The 13,865-nt window shown below is 64.6% G+C and carries 15 protein-coding genes; 11 read left to right on the top strand and 4 right to left on the bottom strand.

The features are described from left to right. Positions 1–246 precede the first annotated feature (246 nt). From rsgA to ACTDXD_RS08460, 4 genes are all read left to right on the top strand, one after another. On the top strand, positions 247–1,332 hold the full coding sequence (rsgA, locus tag ACTDXD_RS08475; RefSeq protein WP_440126623.1) for a ribosome small subunit-dependent GTPase A: 1,086 nt from the start codon (positions 247–249) through the stop codon (positions 1,330–1,332). 56 nt (positions 1,333–1,388) lie between these two features. Further along, complete coding sequence (locus ACTDXD_RS08470) at positions 1,389–1,901, top strand: GNAT family N-acetyltransferase (protein ID WP_440126622.1); 513 nt, start codon at positions 1,389–1,391, stop codon at positions 1,899–1,901. A 67-nt stretch (positions 1,902–1,968) separates the two neighbouring features. Next, positions 1,969–2,427, top strand: coding sequence for a helix-turn-helix domain-containing protein (locus ACTDXD_RS08465; protein WP_440126621.1), 459 nt, complete (start codon positions 1,969–1,971; stop codon positions 2,425–2,427). Then, positions 2,424–2,783 (top strand): HepT-like ribonuclease domain-containing protein, encoded by a 360-nt coding sequence (locus ACTDXD_RS08460; protein ID WP_440126620.1) that lies wholly within the window; start codon positions 2,424–2,426, stop codon positions 2,781–2,783. The genes ACTDXD_RS08465 and ACTDXD_RS08460 overlap by 4 nt, the downstream gene beginning before the upstream one ends. A 154-nt stretch (positions 2,784–2,937) precedes the next feature. Here the strand turns inward: ACTDXD_RS08460 and ACTDXD_RS08455 are convergent, their stop codons facing one another. The 3 genes from ACTDXD_RS08455 to ACTDXD_RS08445 all read right to left on the bottom strand — a co-directional run bounded on the left by ACTDXD_RS08455 (position 2,938) and on the right by ACTDXD_RS08445 (position 6,241). Beyond that, positions 2,938–4,344, bottom strand: a complete 1,407-nt coding sequence (locus ACTDXD_RS08455; RefSeq protein WP_440126619.1) for an amino acid permease — start codon at positions 4,342–4,344, stop codon at positions 2,938–2,940. Then, complete coding sequence (locus ACTDXD_RS08450) at positions 4,337–5,590, bottom strand: Glu/Leu/Phe/Val dehydrogenase dimerization domain-containing protein (RefSeq protein ID WP_440126618.1); 1,254 nt, start codon at positions 5,588–5,590, stop codon at positions 4,337–4,339. The genes ACTDXD_RS08455 and ACTDXD_RS08450 overlap by 8 nt, the downstream gene beginning before the upstream one ends. 141 nt (positions 5,591–5,731) lie before the next feature. Beyond that, complete coding sequence (locus ACTDXD_RS08445; RefSeq protein ID WP_440126617.1) at positions 5,732–6,241, bottom strand: Lrp/AsnC family transcriptional regulator; 510 nt, start codon at positions 6,239–6,241, stop codon at positions 5,732–5,734. 187 nt (positions 6,242–6,428) lie between these two features. Between ACTDXD_RS08445 and hppD the strand changes: the two genes are divergently transcribed. Both hppD and ACTDXD_RS08435 read left to right on the top strand, forming a co-directional pair. Then, positions 6,429–7,634, top strand: a complete 1,206-nt coding sequence (gene hppD / locus ACTDXD_RS08440) for a 4-hydroxyphenylpyruvate dioxygenase (RefSeq protein ID WP_440126616.1) — start codon at positions 6,429–6,431, stop codon at positions 7,632–7,634. A 79-nt stretch (positions 7,635–7,713) separates the two neighbouring features. Continuing rightward, positions 7,714–8,340: a maleylpyruvate isomerase family mycothiol-dependent enzyme gene (locus ACTDXD_RS08435; RefSeq protein ID WP_440126615.1), complete on the top strand. Its 627-nt coding sequence runs from the start codon at positions 7,714–7,716 to the stop codon at positions 8,338–8,340. Positions 8,341–8,356: 16 nt separating this feature from the next. Here ACTDXD_RS08435 and ACTDXD_RS08430 read toward each other — a convergent pair whose 3' ends face one another. Then, positions 8,357–8,800, bottom strand: a complete 444-nt coding sequence (locus ACTDXD_RS08430) for an SRPBCC family protein (protein ID WP_440126614.1) — start codon at positions 8,798–8,800, stop codon at positions 8,357–8,359. A 156-nt stretch (positions 8,801–8,956) separates the two neighbouring features. On the opposite strand from ACTDXD_RS08430, the gene ACTDXD_RS08425 reads away from it, so the two are divergent. The 5 genes from ACTDXD_RS08425 to ACTDXD_RS08405 all read left to right on the top strand — a co-directional run bounded on the left by ACTDXD_RS08425 (position 8,957) and on the right by ACTDXD_RS08405 (position 13,816). Continuing rightward, positions 8,957–10,084, top strand: a complete 1,128-nt coding sequence (locus ACTDXD_RS08425; protein WP_440126613.1) for an NDMA-dependent alcohol dehydrogenase — start codon at positions 8,957–8,959, stop codon at positions 10,082–10,084. A gap of 36 nt (positions 10,085–10,120) precedes the next feature. Then, positions 10,121–10,747 carry a TetR family transcriptional regulator gene (locus ACTDXD_RS08420; protein WP_440126612.1) on the top strand — a complete coding sequence of 209 codons (627 nt, stop codon included), beginning with the start codon at positions 10,121–10,123 and terminating at the stop codon, positions 10,745–10,747. Between the two features lie 89 nt (positions 10,748–10,836). Further along, entirely contained in the window at positions 10,837–12,054 is a 1,218-nt protein-coding gene (locus ACTDXD_RS08415) for an acyl-CoA dehydrogenase family protein (protein WP_440126611.1), read from the top strand. Beyond that, positions 12,051–13,082 (top strand): phosphotransferase family protein, encoded by a 1,032-nt coding sequence (locus ACTDXD_RS08410; protein ID WP_440126610.1) that lies wholly within the window; start codon positions 12,051–12,053, stop codon positions 13,080–13,082. The genes ACTDXD_RS08415 and ACTDXD_RS08410 overlap by 4 nt, the downstream gene beginning before the upstream one ends. Continuing rightward, positions 13,079–13,816 (top strand): SDR family NAD(P)-dependent oxidoreductase, encoded by a 738-nt coding sequence (locus ACTDXD_RS08405; protein WP_440126609.1) that lies wholly within the window; start codon positions 13,079–13,081, stop codon positions 13,814–13,816. Before ACTDXD_RS08410 ends, ACTDXD_RS08405 begins: the two co-directional genes overlap by 4 nt. The last annotated feature ends 49 nt before the right edge of the window (positions 13,817–13,865 follow it).

Here is a 13,865-nt window from a genome sequence, read left to right as displayed (position 1 = left end):
AATGGCTGGTGGGACGCTGCCGTCGGGTGTTAAAGTCGTGCGTCCGAGTTCGACGTGGTTCTAGAGATCGGGAGGTGAGTTGATGATTGCGGCGAAGACCGCTGCGCTGTGCAGCGCCCGGATCATCCTTACTTCCTGGGCTCCGGTCTGATCGATTCCCATCGTCGATAGCGGCGCGAACCGTATCGGCTTGTAGCCTCGATGGTTTCGGTGCTCGAGCGGGGCCCCTCACCCAAGGGTCTCACCATGTATTCATCTCGACCTTCCTCGTCCCCGTCTCCGCTGTCCGCACTCGGCTGGGACGACTCGTTCGAAGCGCTGTTCGCTGAATATGCGGCCGCTGGTCTGGTTCCGGCTCGCGTCGTGCGGGTCGACCGCGGGCGCTGCGACACCTTGACCGCATCGGGTCCTGTCCGCGCAGCCAGCGTTGCGGTCGCCTCCCTCGACCCCGTCCTGTCCGTATGCACGGGCGACTGGGCAGCGCTGCGCCCAGGTCCGGAACCGGAACTGGTGGCACTGCTGCCACGGCGCAGCGCAATCACCAGGGCATCATCGGATCGCACATCCCACCAGCAGGTTCTGGCAGCGAATGTCGATTCCGTCGTCATCGCGGTATCGCTCGCGGCACCGCCCAATGAGGGCCGGATCGAACGCCTCCTCGCGCTGGCCTGGGACAGCGGCGCCAAGCCCGTCATCGTTCTCACGAAAGCCGATGTCGCCGACGACCCGGGAGCAGCGCGGGCCGGCGTCACTGCCTTGGCTCCCGGCGTGGACATCGTCTCCACCAGTTCCACCACAGGTGCTGGTCTGGACGTCCTGTCGGAGGTGCTGACCGGGACCACGGTCCTCCTCGGCCCGTCAGGAGCAGGGAAATCCACCCTCGCCAACGCGCTCCTCGGAAGTGAGCAGATGGGCACCGGCGAAGTGCGGGCCGGCGACGGCAAGGGCCGGCACACCACCGTGCACCGCGAGTTGCTGCCGTTGCGGGGCAGCGGAGTGCTCATCGATACCCCGGGTCTGCGAGGTATCGGATTGCACGATGCCGCAGGCGGGGTCGAGCGGGTGTTCTCCGAGATCGAGGCCTACGCGCACGACTGCGCTTTCCGTGATTGCCAACATCGCAGTGAACCCGGCTGCGCCGTGCAGGAAGCCATAGTCGACGGCAGGTTGGATGTAGGCCGACTCGATCGATACCGCAAGTTGTTACGCGAAAGCGAGCGGGCCGCCACCCGAGGCAACGCCGCTCGTGCGGCGAGCAAGAGAAGCAAAATCCAGAAGCAGATCACGCGCGACCTTCGCGCGACCTATCGATTCCGCGACCGCCAGCGATAACCCCGACCGTGACGCTATCGCTGTGCCACTTACCATCTCGAACGGAGACGAACGCTTTGAGCACTCATACCGACTGGATTTCTCGCGCCGAGACCGACGCCGAGATCCCTGCAATCCGCGAGATCAACCTCGCAGCATTCGATACCGCAGAGGAAGCTGACCTTGTCGACGCCCTACGCGCCGATCCTGCCTGGATAGACGGCCTGTCCATCGTCAGTGCGGGACCCGACGGCAAGCCCGTCGGGTACGCGCTGCTGACTCGCTGTCACGTCGACGATACCCAGGCACTGTGCCTGGGGCCGTGCGCGGTCCTGCCCGAACACCAGAACACCGGGGCGGGTGCCGCTGCGATCCGTGCTGCTCTCGAGGCCGCGGAGCAGGCGGGTGAGAATTTCGTGATCGTTCTCGGACATCCGAACTACTACCCGCGGTTCGGGTTCACCCGCGCTTCCGAATACGGCATCCGGCTCAGTATCGATGTCCCGGACGAGGCATTGATGGCGTTGAGCCTCAGCGCCGAACCGCTGCCCAGCGGCACGGTCCGCTACGCAGCTCCCTTCGGCATATAACCGGAGCCGGAAATGCTCCGCGGACGGACGGAATCTGACGATAACAAATATTGTTATCATGGAATTCGTGACCGCAACATTCAGCGACTTCCTACGAGCTCGCAGGGGCATTCTGGGTCTTACCCAGCGTGATCTTGCGACTCGTTCCGGCGTCAAACAGCCATTGATCGCCGCGTTCGAGACCGGGCGGCGCGTGCCGTCCGAAGCGGCACGGACGGCGTTGATGGACGCGCTTGTCCTGCGACCGTCAGTAGCGTTGGAGATGCGGCGTGACGAGGTGAAGAAGCTCTTCGCGCGGGCGAATCTACCCGAGCCACAGATATTCGGGTCAGTGGCTCGGGGCGACGACGAACCGTCGTCCGACCTGGACCTGATCGTGGACTTCACCGATGGGCATGACATTGTTGATCTGCTGGCGCTTCAGGGCGATCTCGAAGACCTGCTGACGGTGCGTGTGGAGGTCATCGACGGCAGGAGCGCCGGGAAGGTCATCGGAAGTGCGCGAGCGGAATCTGTTGCGCTGTGAATGAACCCGAATCAGGGCGCAACGCACGTGTGTGCCGCCGACTGGAGGATCTCTCGGAAATCGCAGCTGATGCCGCCTATACCGTCGGCCTCGGATTGGATGCGTATCTGGAGGACAGTGCGCCGGGGAGAGTTCTCCGCAACAACGGTCGGCATATCCTGATTCAGGTGGCCACCGTCGTCGAGAAACTGCCGGACGCATACAAAGCAGCACACCCCGATATCGAGTGGGTGGCGATCGGCCGGATGCGGAACCTCATTGCTCATCACTACGACAAGGTCAACGATCGTCTCATCTTCACTACCTTGGCGACACGGATACCTGATCTCGTCGGAAAACTCGGTCTGGTCGACTGAATGGGACGACCCGGCTGCCCCGAGCGAAGCCTCCACTGAGGTCTTCCTCGGGGCCACCGGGCGCCTGTGCCACTCCGCCGACCGACGAATGTGGTCGCTGTGAGCTTCATGGTCTCCCCTTCCGAAGGTGTCTTCAAGGGGGCAGACCTGCCGGCTATCGGAGACTCATGGCCTTGGTGCTGCGACGGTGGAGAACCGTGCACGCACCGGCAATGGCAGCCGTGAGGGCGCCGGTCGCGAGCAACTGGGTGCGGGCGGCGCTGTCGAAAAGCGCCAGCGCCACGATGCCGGCGAGCAGGCCGAGCGTCGCGTACGACAGGTATGGAAAGCCCCACATCTTCAGCGGCAGAGCATCTTCGGTGCCGTTGCGTCGAGCGCGACGTCGCAACACCATGTGCGACACCGCAACGAACGTCCACAGCACCAGGATCGTGGAACCGACCGCGTTGAGCAGCAGCGGGAGAACCTTGTCGGGGTAGGCGTAGTTCAGTCCGACGGTGACGAACCCGAACGCGACCGACGCGAGCACCGCGTTGCGGGGCACCCCGTTCTTCGAGGTGCGCCCGAATGCGGGGTGCGCCGACCCTCGGTGCGACAGCGAGAAGATCATCCGCGACGCGCTGAAGAGCATTGCGTTGAGTGACGACAGCAGGGCCACCACCACGATCACGGTCATCACCGCGGCTGCACCCGGCACGGCACCGGCCTGCAGCACCGCGACGAACGGTCCTGTGGCGAGGTCTTCCGACGTCCACGGCAGGATCGTCACCATCACCAGTACGGAGCCGATGTAGAACAAGAGGATTCGCCAGACCAGGGTACGTACCGCACGGCCGACATTGCGTCGCGGATCGGATGTTTCCGCGGCGGCGATCGCGATGATCTCGGTGCCACCGAAGGCGAAGACGACGATCAGCAGTCCCGCGGCGATGCCGGCGATTCCGGTGGGCGCGAAACCGCCGTGTGCTGTGAGGTTCGCGAACCCGGTGGTGTCGAACGTGGGTACCCAACCCGCGATCATGGCGATCCCGATCGCGAGGAACGCGACGATCGCGGTGATCTTGATTGCGGCAAACCAGAATTCGACCTCACCGAAACGCTTCACGCCCACGAGGTTCACGCCCGTGAGGACGATCATGTAGAACAGGGCCGACGCCCACTGCGGGATGCCGGGAAGCGCCACCGCGGTGATCGCTGCTGCACCAGTCGCTTCGGCGGCGATCACGATGATCACCTGCACCCAGTACAGCCACCCGATCGTGCGTCCGGCGACCGGGCCGAGCGCGGCCTCGGTATGGGTGGAGAACGCGCCGCTGGCCGGGTTCGCGGCTGCCATCTCGCCCATCATCCGCATGATGAACACGACGAGCACTGCCGCAACCAGGAACGAGATCAAGATGGCCGGGCCCGCGACCGCAATTCCCGCGCCGGACCCGACGAACAGTCCGGCACCGATCGCGCCGCCGAGGCTCATCATCACGAGCTGGCGCGGCTTCATCGCGCGATGCAGCCCGGCCGGTTCGGCGGTCGTGGTGGGCGCCGCGACGAGAGTGTCAGTCATCGATGCGCTCCCCGGCGGGAACAAGCTGGTCGAGCGCGATCTCGAAGGCGGTCGCGGCGAGGCCGGTGTGCTCGGCCGAGCGATCGTGGCAGCGTCGCAGCGCGGCTTCGATCGTGCCGGACACATCGCCGAAGATCGCGGCGTCGGACACCTCTGTCTCGCCTTCCATGAGCTGAGCGAACGCGCGGGCCATACCGCAGTTGGCGATGAAATCCGGGATGACGGATAACGATTTGTCGGCGTGCTCGTAGGTCGGGCCGTAGAAGATCTCGTCATCGGCGAACGGAACATTCGCGCCGCTCGCAATCACCTCGAGTCCTGCGGCGGCCATCCGGTCGACCTGCTCTCGGGTGACAAGACGGCTTGCGGCGCACGGGAGGAAGATTTCGGCGCCCAGATCCCAGATCTTCTCGTTCACCTCGGCAAAGGGCTGCATGCGGTCGCTGTTCAAGGCGTTGCCGTTGCGGGTGAGCAACAGGGTGCGGATCTCGTCGAACGACAAGCCTTCGGGCTCGAGGATTCCGCCGTCGCGGTCGATGATGCCCACGATCCGGGCACCGGCCTGCGCGAGATAATAGGCGGCAGCGGCACCGACGTTGCCCCATCCCTGCACGATGACGCGCTTCCCCGCAAGATCATCACCGGGATACAGGCGCTGGTGGTGGCGTACCGATTCGGCGACACCCCATCCGGTGATCAGATCGGCCACGGTGTATTTCGCGTCGAGCGCCGGTGTGAATCGCGGATCCTCCACAACCTTCGCGACGCCGAGCCGCAGCTGCCCGACGCGCTGAATGCGCTGGCGCTCGTCGTTGCCGAAATGCCCTGTGACAACGCCTTCCTGGGGGTGCCAGAGGCCGTTGGCCTCGGTGATCGGGACGACCTCGGCCATCTCGTCGACGTTGAGGTCCCCTCCGGTGCCGTAGTAGGCGCGCAGCAGCGGTGCGACGGCGGCGAACCAGCGTCGCAGGACGCCGTCCTTGCGGGGATCTGACGGGTCGAAATCGATGCCGGACTTCGCGCCACCGATCGCCGGGCCCGACACGGTGAACTTGATCTCCATGGTCTTCGCGAGCGACTCGACTTCGCGGCGATCCAGTCCGCGCCGCATACGGGTGCCGCCGCCGGCGGCCCCGCCGCGCAGTGAGTTGATGACGACCCAGCCGCGGGCGGTGGTGTCGGTGTCGTGCCATTCGAAGACGATTTCGGGGGCTTTGTCTTCGAATTTCGTCAGCAGGTTCTTCATAGCGAAGAACTGTGACGGCAGTAACAATCAGCCCGCAACTGCGGCTCAGGCAACTGTGCACGGTGCGGAGGTCCGGAGCTGCCCCGGCCGGATTTTCTGTGCAATCCGCACAGTTGTATCGATTCCTGCTGGTGAATCAGGTCAACGACGGTATGCCGGCGCCTTCGCCGATCGTTCGGGCTCGAGTGTTCGCAGCAGTGGCATCGCGCGGTAATGCACCACTTCGGACAGCACCATCACGCTGGTCGACCGAGCGACGATCGACGACCTGTTCAATTCGATGAGAGTCTGCTGTAGCCCGATGTGTGAATCGGCACCGATGCGGCACAGAATGTCGCCTGCTCCCGTCGTAGCGAATGCTTCGAGCACTCCGGGAATCGCCTCCAGTACTTCGGTGACCGCCTCGAGTGCGCCTTGAACGATCTCCATCGTCACGAAGGCCTGAACTTCGAATCCTGCTGCAGCCAGGTTGATTCGGGGCTCGTATCCGGCGATGACGCCGGTGTCCTCCAGTCGCTTGAGGCGTGCAGAGACCGTCGCGCGCGCGACCGTCAGGCGACGTGACAATTCGAGTGCACCGATCTTCGGATCGGCGTGCAGCGCGTCGAGCAGCGCAAAATCCAACTCGTCCAGTTGTACGGGCTCGCGCATGGCGGGTCCTTCCCATCGAGCCGCAAATTCTATGCCGATTGTATAGCTGTACGTCCACTCTCCTGTGGATTCGAGCCAACACGACCAGTTGGGAAAGGGGACGTTGCGCGACCCCGTTCGATGGGTTTCTCCTGGTGATACACGACACATCGACCGGTGCCGCAGACGGCGGCAGGAGGTTCACGACATGACGCTCGAATACACCCTCACCGACAGCGAGAAGCTCGCTCACCTCGACGCCGACGAGCTGCATCGACTCGTCGGGCTCGTCGAATACGACAGCGACAGTGACCCGTTCCCCGTGAGCGGCTGGGATGCGGTGGTGTGGGTGGTCGGTAATGCCACCCAGACCGCGCACTACTTCCAGTCCGTCTACGGAATGGAACTCGTCGCCTATTCCGGTCCGAACACCGGAAACCGTGACCATCACGCATACGTATTGCGCAGCGGGGCTGTGCGATTCGTGGTCAAGGGCGCGGTCGACCCGGGCAGCGCGCTGATCGAGCATCATCGACGCCACGGCGACGGTGTCGTCGACATCGCGCTGCAGGTGCCCGACGTCGACAAGTGCGTCGAACATGCCCGCCTGCAGGGCGCGACGATCATCGAGGAGCCCCGAGACATCGCCGACGAGCACGGCACCGTGCGTACCGCGGCGATCGCGACGTACGGCGACACCCGCCACACCCTCGTCGACCGGTCACGCTACAACGGGCCGTACCTGCCCGGGTACGTCGAGCGCACCTCCACCTTCCGCAAGCGTGACGGTGCCCCGAAGCGGCTGTTCCAGGCCCTCGATCACGTGGTCGGCAATGTCGAGCTGGGCCGGATGGACGAGTGGGTCGATTTCTACAACCGGGTCATGGGATTCACGAACATGGCGGAGTTCGTCGGAGACGACATCGCCACCGATTATTCGGCGCTCATGAGCAAGGTCGTGTGCAACGGCAACCACCGCGTCAAGTTCCCGCTCAACGAGCCGGCGATCGCCAAGAAGCGTTCGCAGATCGACGAGTATCTCGACTTCTATCAGGGCCCGGGCGCGCAGCATCTCGCACTCGCCACGAACGACATTCTCACCACAGTGGATTGGTTGCGGGCCGAAGGCGTCGAATTCCTCGCGACCCCCGACGCGTACTACGAGGACCCCGAACTGCGCGCGCGGATCGGTGAGGTGCGGGTCCCGATCGAGGAACTCCAGAAGCGCGGGATTCTCGTCGATCGGGACGAGGACGGGTATCTGCTCCAGATCTTCACGAAGCCGATCGGTGACCGCCCGACAGTGTTCTTCGAACTCATCGAACGCCACGGGTCGCTGGGATTCGGTAAGGGGAACTTCAAAGCACTGTTCGAGGCGATCGAGCGAGAGCAGGCTGCGCGAGGCAACTTCTGATCGTGTTCTGATCGCGCGATGAGTTCCTCACCTCGGGCCGGTCTGCACTGGCAGAAACTCCGAGTGAAGGGACCGGCCGATGCCGAAGTCTGCACATCCGTATGTTGCCGGGGAACGGCGAGACCTCCTCGAGGTACTCGACCGACTCGACGAGCAGCAGTGGGCCACTGCGTCGCTGTGTGAAGGGTGGCGGATTCGAGAAGTGCTCGCGCACACCACCGCAGCGTTTCGCTACAGCATTCCGAAGCTCGTTTTCGCGATGGTGAAGGCGCGAGGTGACGTCAACCGCGCGTCCGACGCGTGTGCCCGTGCCGACACTCGTGCATTGTCGGACGCAGAACTACTCGACAGTCTGCGGATGAACATCGAGCATCCGTGGCATCCTCCGGGAGATGGGCCGGAGGCAACACTGTTCCACGAAGTGATTCATGGTCTCGACATGACCGTCGCGCTCGGCATCGACCGAACGGTGCCGAGCGAGCGCATCGAGATGATGACCGGATCACTGAAGCCCAAGGCCATCGACTTCTTCGGCGCCGATCTGACCGGTGTCCGATTGGAGGCCGACGATCACGACTGGTCGTTCGGCGCTGGCTCTACGGTCACCGGATCGGCTCAGCATCTCCTGCTGGTCCTGACCGGCCGGACGCTTCCGCCGGGTCTGTTGTCAGGGGAGCAGAGCGGACGGTTCACCGCAGGGGTGTGAACCTGTTCGCGGGGTGTCAGGCGAGTTGCGTGAGACGGGTGCGCAGCGCCTGCTCGGTCTGTCGTACGGCCGTGCCCACGATCGGCTCGATGAGTTTGCCGAGGGCGCGGCCGGCGAGGCCCCCGGGAAGTTCGTAGCCGAAGATGACGTCCAGGCGGGCTTGCCCGCCGTCGAGTTCGGTGAACTTCCACGACGATGACGTCCGGAAACCCGAGACCGACGACAACACGATGACCTTGCTGTGTTCCCATTCGACGATCTCGACGCGGGAATCGAGGTTCTTCGGGCCGACCCGCATGGTGGCGTCGAACATCGCGCCGAGGCCCTGGATCTGTGCTCCGACCGGTTCGAATCGGACGACGCCGAACATCCACTCGGGGACGGTGCGATGGTCGTCGACGTAGTCGAACGCGACGTCGACAGGAACATTCGCGACGGCGCTGTGGCGGACCTCGATCATGGTGAGTAGATCCCTTCGACACTTGTTTCTGTTACGTAGGGTAGCTATTACTTTTCGGTGCGGGAAGAGGCGCGTCCGAAGTTCTCTCCCGAAATGCCGGAAAACCTGTTTCACTCTGCGGTAGATCGCGTGGTTCCCATCGCATAGGAGGCTTCGGTGAAGGTCAAGGCGGCAGTGGTCAAGGGCGTGAACCAGCAGTGGGAGATCGAGGAGATCGATCTCGGCGACCCGGTGGCGGGTGAGGTGCAGGTCAAGCTCGCGGCGTCCGGGTTGTGCCACTCCGATGAACATCTGCGTACCGGAGCGTCACCACTCCCGTCGTTCCCTGCGCTCGGTGGTCACGAGGGTGCGGGCGTCGTCACCAAGGTCGGTCCGGGCGTGACCTCGGTGGCGGAGGGCGACCACGTCGTACTCGCGTTCATCCCGGCATGCGGACGGTGTCGCTCGTGCGCGAAGGGACTGCAGAACATCTGCGACGAGGGCGCCGGACTCCTCACCGGAAAGGCGATTTCCGACAAGACCAACCGGGTGACGCTGGACGGCGAGCCGGTCATCCAGATGTGCCTGCTCGGTACTTTCGCCCCGTATGTCACGGTCAACGAGGCCTCGGTCATCAAGATCGAGAAGGATATCCCGCTCGAGAAGGCTGCGCTTCTCGGTTGCGGTGTCGCGACCGGCTGGGGATCGGCGACGGCAATCGGCGGCACCAAGGTCGGTGATGCGGTGGTCGTGATCGGCGTCGGTGGCGTCGGTATCAACTCCGTGCAGGGCGCGGCCCACGCCGGTGCGCGCTTCGTGATCGCGATCGATCCTGTCGAATTCAAGCGGGACAAGGCCAAGGAATTCGGTGCGACGCACACCTTCGCGTCGCTCGAGGAGGCCGCGCCGGTGATAGGTGAGATCACCTGGGGCGCAATGGCAGACGTCACGATCATCACCGTCGGTGAGATTCACGGCGACATGATCGCGCCTGCGCTCGCGGTGACCGCGAAGGGCGGCCAAGTCGTGGTCGTCGGTATGGGTGACGCGCGGGATACCGAGGTCACCATGAGTCTGTTCGAGCTCACGCTGCTGCAGAAGCGGGTGCAGGGCGCGATCTTCGGCGGTGTCGGGCCGCGTTCGCAGATCCCGAAGCTGCTCGAGTTGTACCGCAACAATCAACTCGAACTCGATGGTCTCGTCACCAAGACCTACAAGCTCGAAGACATCAACGAGGGCTATGCCGACATGCTCGCAGGCAAGAACCTGCGCGGGGTCATCGTCTACGGCGACGACGACTACTGAGTCTGTATGGGATGGCCGTCCTTTACCGTGATGTCCATGGACACGCGTGAGGATCAGGTCTCCGGCGACACCGGGTCGTGGCGAGATTACGGCCCGGTGTCGTTACCGAAACCTCTGGCTGCCGCACTCGACGCGTTCGCCGAGCGAGGCTACGACGGCACCTCCATCCGGGAGATCGCCGCGCGCGCGGAACTCTCCGTCCCCGGTCTCTATCACCATTACCCGTCGAAGCAGGCGCTCCTGGTGTCGCTGACGACGGCCGTGATGAACGAGTTGCTGGACCGCAGCCGTCGTGCCCTCGCAGAGGCCGGACCGACGCCGTCCGAGCGGTTCGACGCGGTGGTCGAGTCGCTGTTGCGGTTCCACATGTTCCGCCGCGACCAGGCATTCGTCGCTTCCACGGAGATGCGCAGCATGGAGGCCGAAAGTCGCGAGGCATACGTCGCGCTGCGCGACGAGCAGCAGCGCATGATCGACGACATCATCGAAGCGGGAGTCGAGTCGGGGGAGTTCACGACGCCGTTTCCCAAGGATGCGGGACGCGCGGTGGCGACGATGTGCATCGGGGTGGCCGATTGGTATCGCCCGGATGGCGCGCTCACCCCCGATGAGCTCGTCCGGCGGAATCTCGCCATTGCGCGCAGTGCTGTAGGGGCGCGCTGAGCTTCCGCTCGTCTTGACCGGACCGGCGCGGATATGTCACGGTATCCGTAACCGAGCGATCGATCGGTCGGTGTGGAGAGGGAGTGATCATGGCAGTCGATCTGTCGTATTCGGATCAGGTAACCGGCCTGGTCACGAAGACCGAAACATTCATCCGCGACCACGTGTTGCCCATCGAGGACGCCAACGGTGGTGACATCACCGCTGCGGGCGGCGACGCCATCCGTGCGGACCTGCAGAAGGCCGCGAAGGATGCGGGAGTCTTTGCACCCCACGCCCCCGTCGAGTACGGCGGACACGGTCTCGGCATGTCCGACCGCGCACCCGTCTTCGAAGCGGCGGGCTACTCGCTGTTCGGACCTACCGCACTGAACATCGCCGCGCCCGACGAGGGCAACGTGCACATGCTGGCGCACATCGCGAGCGACGAACAAAAACAGCAGTTCCTCGCCCCGCTCGCGGCGGGCGATGTCCGCTCCGCGTTCGCGATGACCGAACCCGCCCCGGGCGCAGGTGCCGATCCCAACGCGCTCAACACCCGCGCCGAGAAGGTCTCGGGTGGATGGAAAATCAACGGCCGCAAGCACTTCATCACCGGAGCCGATGGTGCCGGATTCTTCATCATCATGGCGCGCACGTCCGGTGAACCCGGCCAGCGCGGCGGCGCCACCATGTTTCTGGCCCCGGCGGACACCCCGGGCCTGACGGTCGGCAGGCACATCGGCACCCTCGACAAGTCCATGCTCGGCGGTCACTGCGAGGTGACGTTCGAGGATCTGTTCGTCCCGGACTCCGCCGTGCTCGGTGAAGCCGACCAGGGCTTCGCCTACGCGCAGGTCCGGCTGGGCCCGGCGCGCATGACCCACGTGATGCGCTGGCTCGGTGCTGCCCGCCGTGGTCACGACGTCGCCGTCGGATACGTCTCCGAGCGTGAAGGCTTCGGCTCGAAGCTCGGCGATCTCGGCATGATCCAGAAGATGGTCGCCGACAACGAGATCGACATCGCCGCCACCCGTGCTCTGCTCACGCAGGCATGTTGGGAGCTCGACCAGCGCTCCCACGCCGCCAACGCCACCTCCATCGCCAAGACCTTCGCGGCCGAGGCGATCTTCCGGATCGTCGACCGCTCGGTGCAGATGTGCGGCGGTCTCGGCGTATCGGAAGATCTGCCGCTCGCCCGTCTCTCGCGTGAAGTCCGTCCCTTCCGGGTGTACGACGGGCCGTCCGAGGTGCACCGTTGGGCCATCGCGAAGCGCACCGTCGGGGCCGCCCGTAAGGCTGCCGCTGCGAAGGCAGCCACGTCATGACCACGGTGCACCACGAAGGCCTCGATCTTCCTGCCCTCCAACGATTCCTGTCGGAATCCGGGGTAGGCGTCGAAGGTGAACTGCGTGCGGAACTCATCGCAGGCGGCAAATCCAACCTCACCTACGGCATCTTCGACGACACATCGAAGTGGGTACTCCGCCGTCCTCCCACCGCCGGTCTGACACCCTCTGCGCACGACGTGGCCCGTGAATTCCGCATCACGTCCGCGCTGCAGGACAGCGGAGTGCCGGTAGCGCGGACGATCGCGTTGTGCGAGGACGACGCAGTGATGGGCGCACCGTTCACTGTTGTCGAGCATGTCGACGGACGCGTCATCCGCAGCAAGGACGACCTCGACACTCTGACCGACGACGAGATCGCACGCTGCACCGACGAACTCGTCCGCGTCATCGCAGCCTTGCACAATGTCGACTTCCGTGCCGTCGGCCTGGGCGAACTCGGCCGCCCCGATGGGTACGTCACCCGGCAGGTGAAACTGTGGGCGAGCCAGTGGGGCCGGGTCAAGACACGTGAACTTCCGGACCTCGAACGTCTGCATGCGTCACTCACCGATTCGATTCCCGAATCGCCTGCACCGTCGATCGTGCACGGCGACTACCGCATCGACAACACCATCCTCGACCGGAACGATGTCGGAACAATTGCGGCAGTGGTGGACTGGGAACTGTCGACACTCGGCGACCCGCTCACCGATCTCGCGCTGATGTGCGTGTATCGGCATCCGGCACTCGACGATGTGCTCGGATTCCCTGCCGCGTGGACGAGTCCGCGCCTGGCTGCCAATGACGATCTGGTCCAGCGATACGCGGTGGCCTCGGGTCGCGACATCGCGCACTGGGACTTCTACATGGGGCTCGCGTACTTCAAGCTCGCCGTGATCGCCGAAGGCATCAACCACCGGTGGCGAGTCGGCGCGACCATCGGAGACGGGTTCGACAAGGCAGGCGAAGCAGTTCCCGCCCTTGTCGCAGCCGGTCTCGACGCAATGAAGGGAGCAGACTCGTGACGGCGAGTGCACTGGTGACCGGGGCGTCACGCGGCATCGGGTTCGGTGTCGCGGTGAGGCTCGCCGAGCAGGGATATGCCCTCACGATCTCGGCACGCGACGAGGAGCGGCTCGAGAAGGCCGCCGGTCGACTGCGTGAGGCGGGTGCCGCAGAAGTACGCGCGGTCGCCGCCGATCTCGCCGATCCCGAAGTGGCGGCACGGGTGGTCGGTGCGCACGAGGAATCGTTCGGCACGATGCGGGCCCTGATCCTCAACGCCGGTGTCGGCACCGCGGGCGCGATCGCAGAATTCCCGGCACGGCGCTTCAACAAGACACTCGCGGTGAACCTCGCCGCACCGTTCGCGTTGCTCCAGGCATCGCTGCCGCTGTTGCGGGCAGCTGCTGCAGCAGACCCTGCCCGAGGCGCGAAAGTGGTGGCCTTGTCATCCATCACCGGCGTGTATGCCGAAGCCGGGCTTGCGGCCTACGGCGCGACGAAGGCCGCGTTGATCTCTCTGATCGAGACCCTCAATCTCGAAGAATCCGGCAACGGAGTCTCCGCGTCGGCGATTGCGCCGGCCTATGTCGACACCGACATGTCGGACTGGATCAAGGAGAAGATCCCCGCGGAGACGATGCTCGAGGTCAACGACGTCGTGGAACTGGTCGACGCGCTGCTCAAGTTGTCGTCGCGCGCGGTGCTGCCGCGGCTGGTGCTCAGTCGTGCCGGCTCGAGCATGTACGAGGCGTGACGGCCCCTGCGGTTGTGGCCGAACGTCACCTTCATGCAGTTCAACGGCA

This window comes from Rhodococcus sp. SJ-3, from assembly GCF_051918125.1.
Classification (GTDB): domain Bacteria; phylum Actinomycetota; class Actinomycetes; order Mycobacteriales; family Mycobacteriaceae; genus Rhodococcus.
Note: the sequence above shows the minus strand (reverse complement) of the source record. Positions and strands in the feature narration are given on the sequence as shown.

What these genes read in the sequence shown, in the direction of transcription:
- ACTDXD_RS08410 (WP_440126610.1), top strand. Translation starts at nt 12,051, where the DNA reads ATGACCACGGTGCACCACGAAGGCCTCGATCTTCCTGCCCTCCAACGA.
- ACTDXD_RS08450 (WP_440126618.1), bottom strand. Translation starts at nt 5,590, where the DNA reads ATGAAGAACCTGCTGACGAAATTCGAAGACAAAGCCCCCGAAATCGTC.
- ACTDXD_RS08445 (WP_440126617.1), bottom strand. Translation starts at nt 6,241, where the DNA reads ATGCGCGAGCCCGTACAACTGGACGAGTTGGATTTTGCGCTGCTCGAC.
- ACTDXD_RS08420 (WP_440126612.1), top strand. Translation starts at nt 10,121, where the DNA reads ATGGACACGCGTGAGGATCAGGTCTCCGGCGACACCGGGTCGTGGCGA.
- ACTDXD_RS08430 (WP_440126614.1), bottom strand. Translation starts at nt 8,800, where the DNA reads ATGATCGAGGTCCGCCACAGCGCCGTCGCGAATGTTCCTGTCGACGTC.
- ACTDXD_RS08415 (WP_440126611.1), top strand. Translation starts at nt 10,837, where the DNA reads ATGGCAGTCGATCTGTCGTATTCGGATCAGGTAACCGGCCTGGTCACG.
- ACTDXD_RS08435 (WP_440126615.1), top strand. Translation starts at nt 7,714, where the DNA reads ATGCCGAAGTCTGCACATCCGTATGTTGCCGGGGAACGGCGAGACCTC.
- rsgA (WP_440126623.1), top strand. Translation starts at nt 247, where the DNA reads ATGTATTCATCTCGACCTTCCTCGTCCCCGTCTCCGCTGTCCGCACTC.
- ACTDXD_RS08455 (WP_440126619.1), bottom strand. Translation starts at nt 4,344, where the DNA reads ATGACTGACACTCTCGTCGCGGCGCCCACCACGACCGCCGAACCGGCC.
- hppD (WP_440126616.1), top strand. Translation starts at nt 6,429, where the DNA reads ATGACGCTCGAATACACCCTCACCGACAGCGAGAAGCTCGCTCACCTC.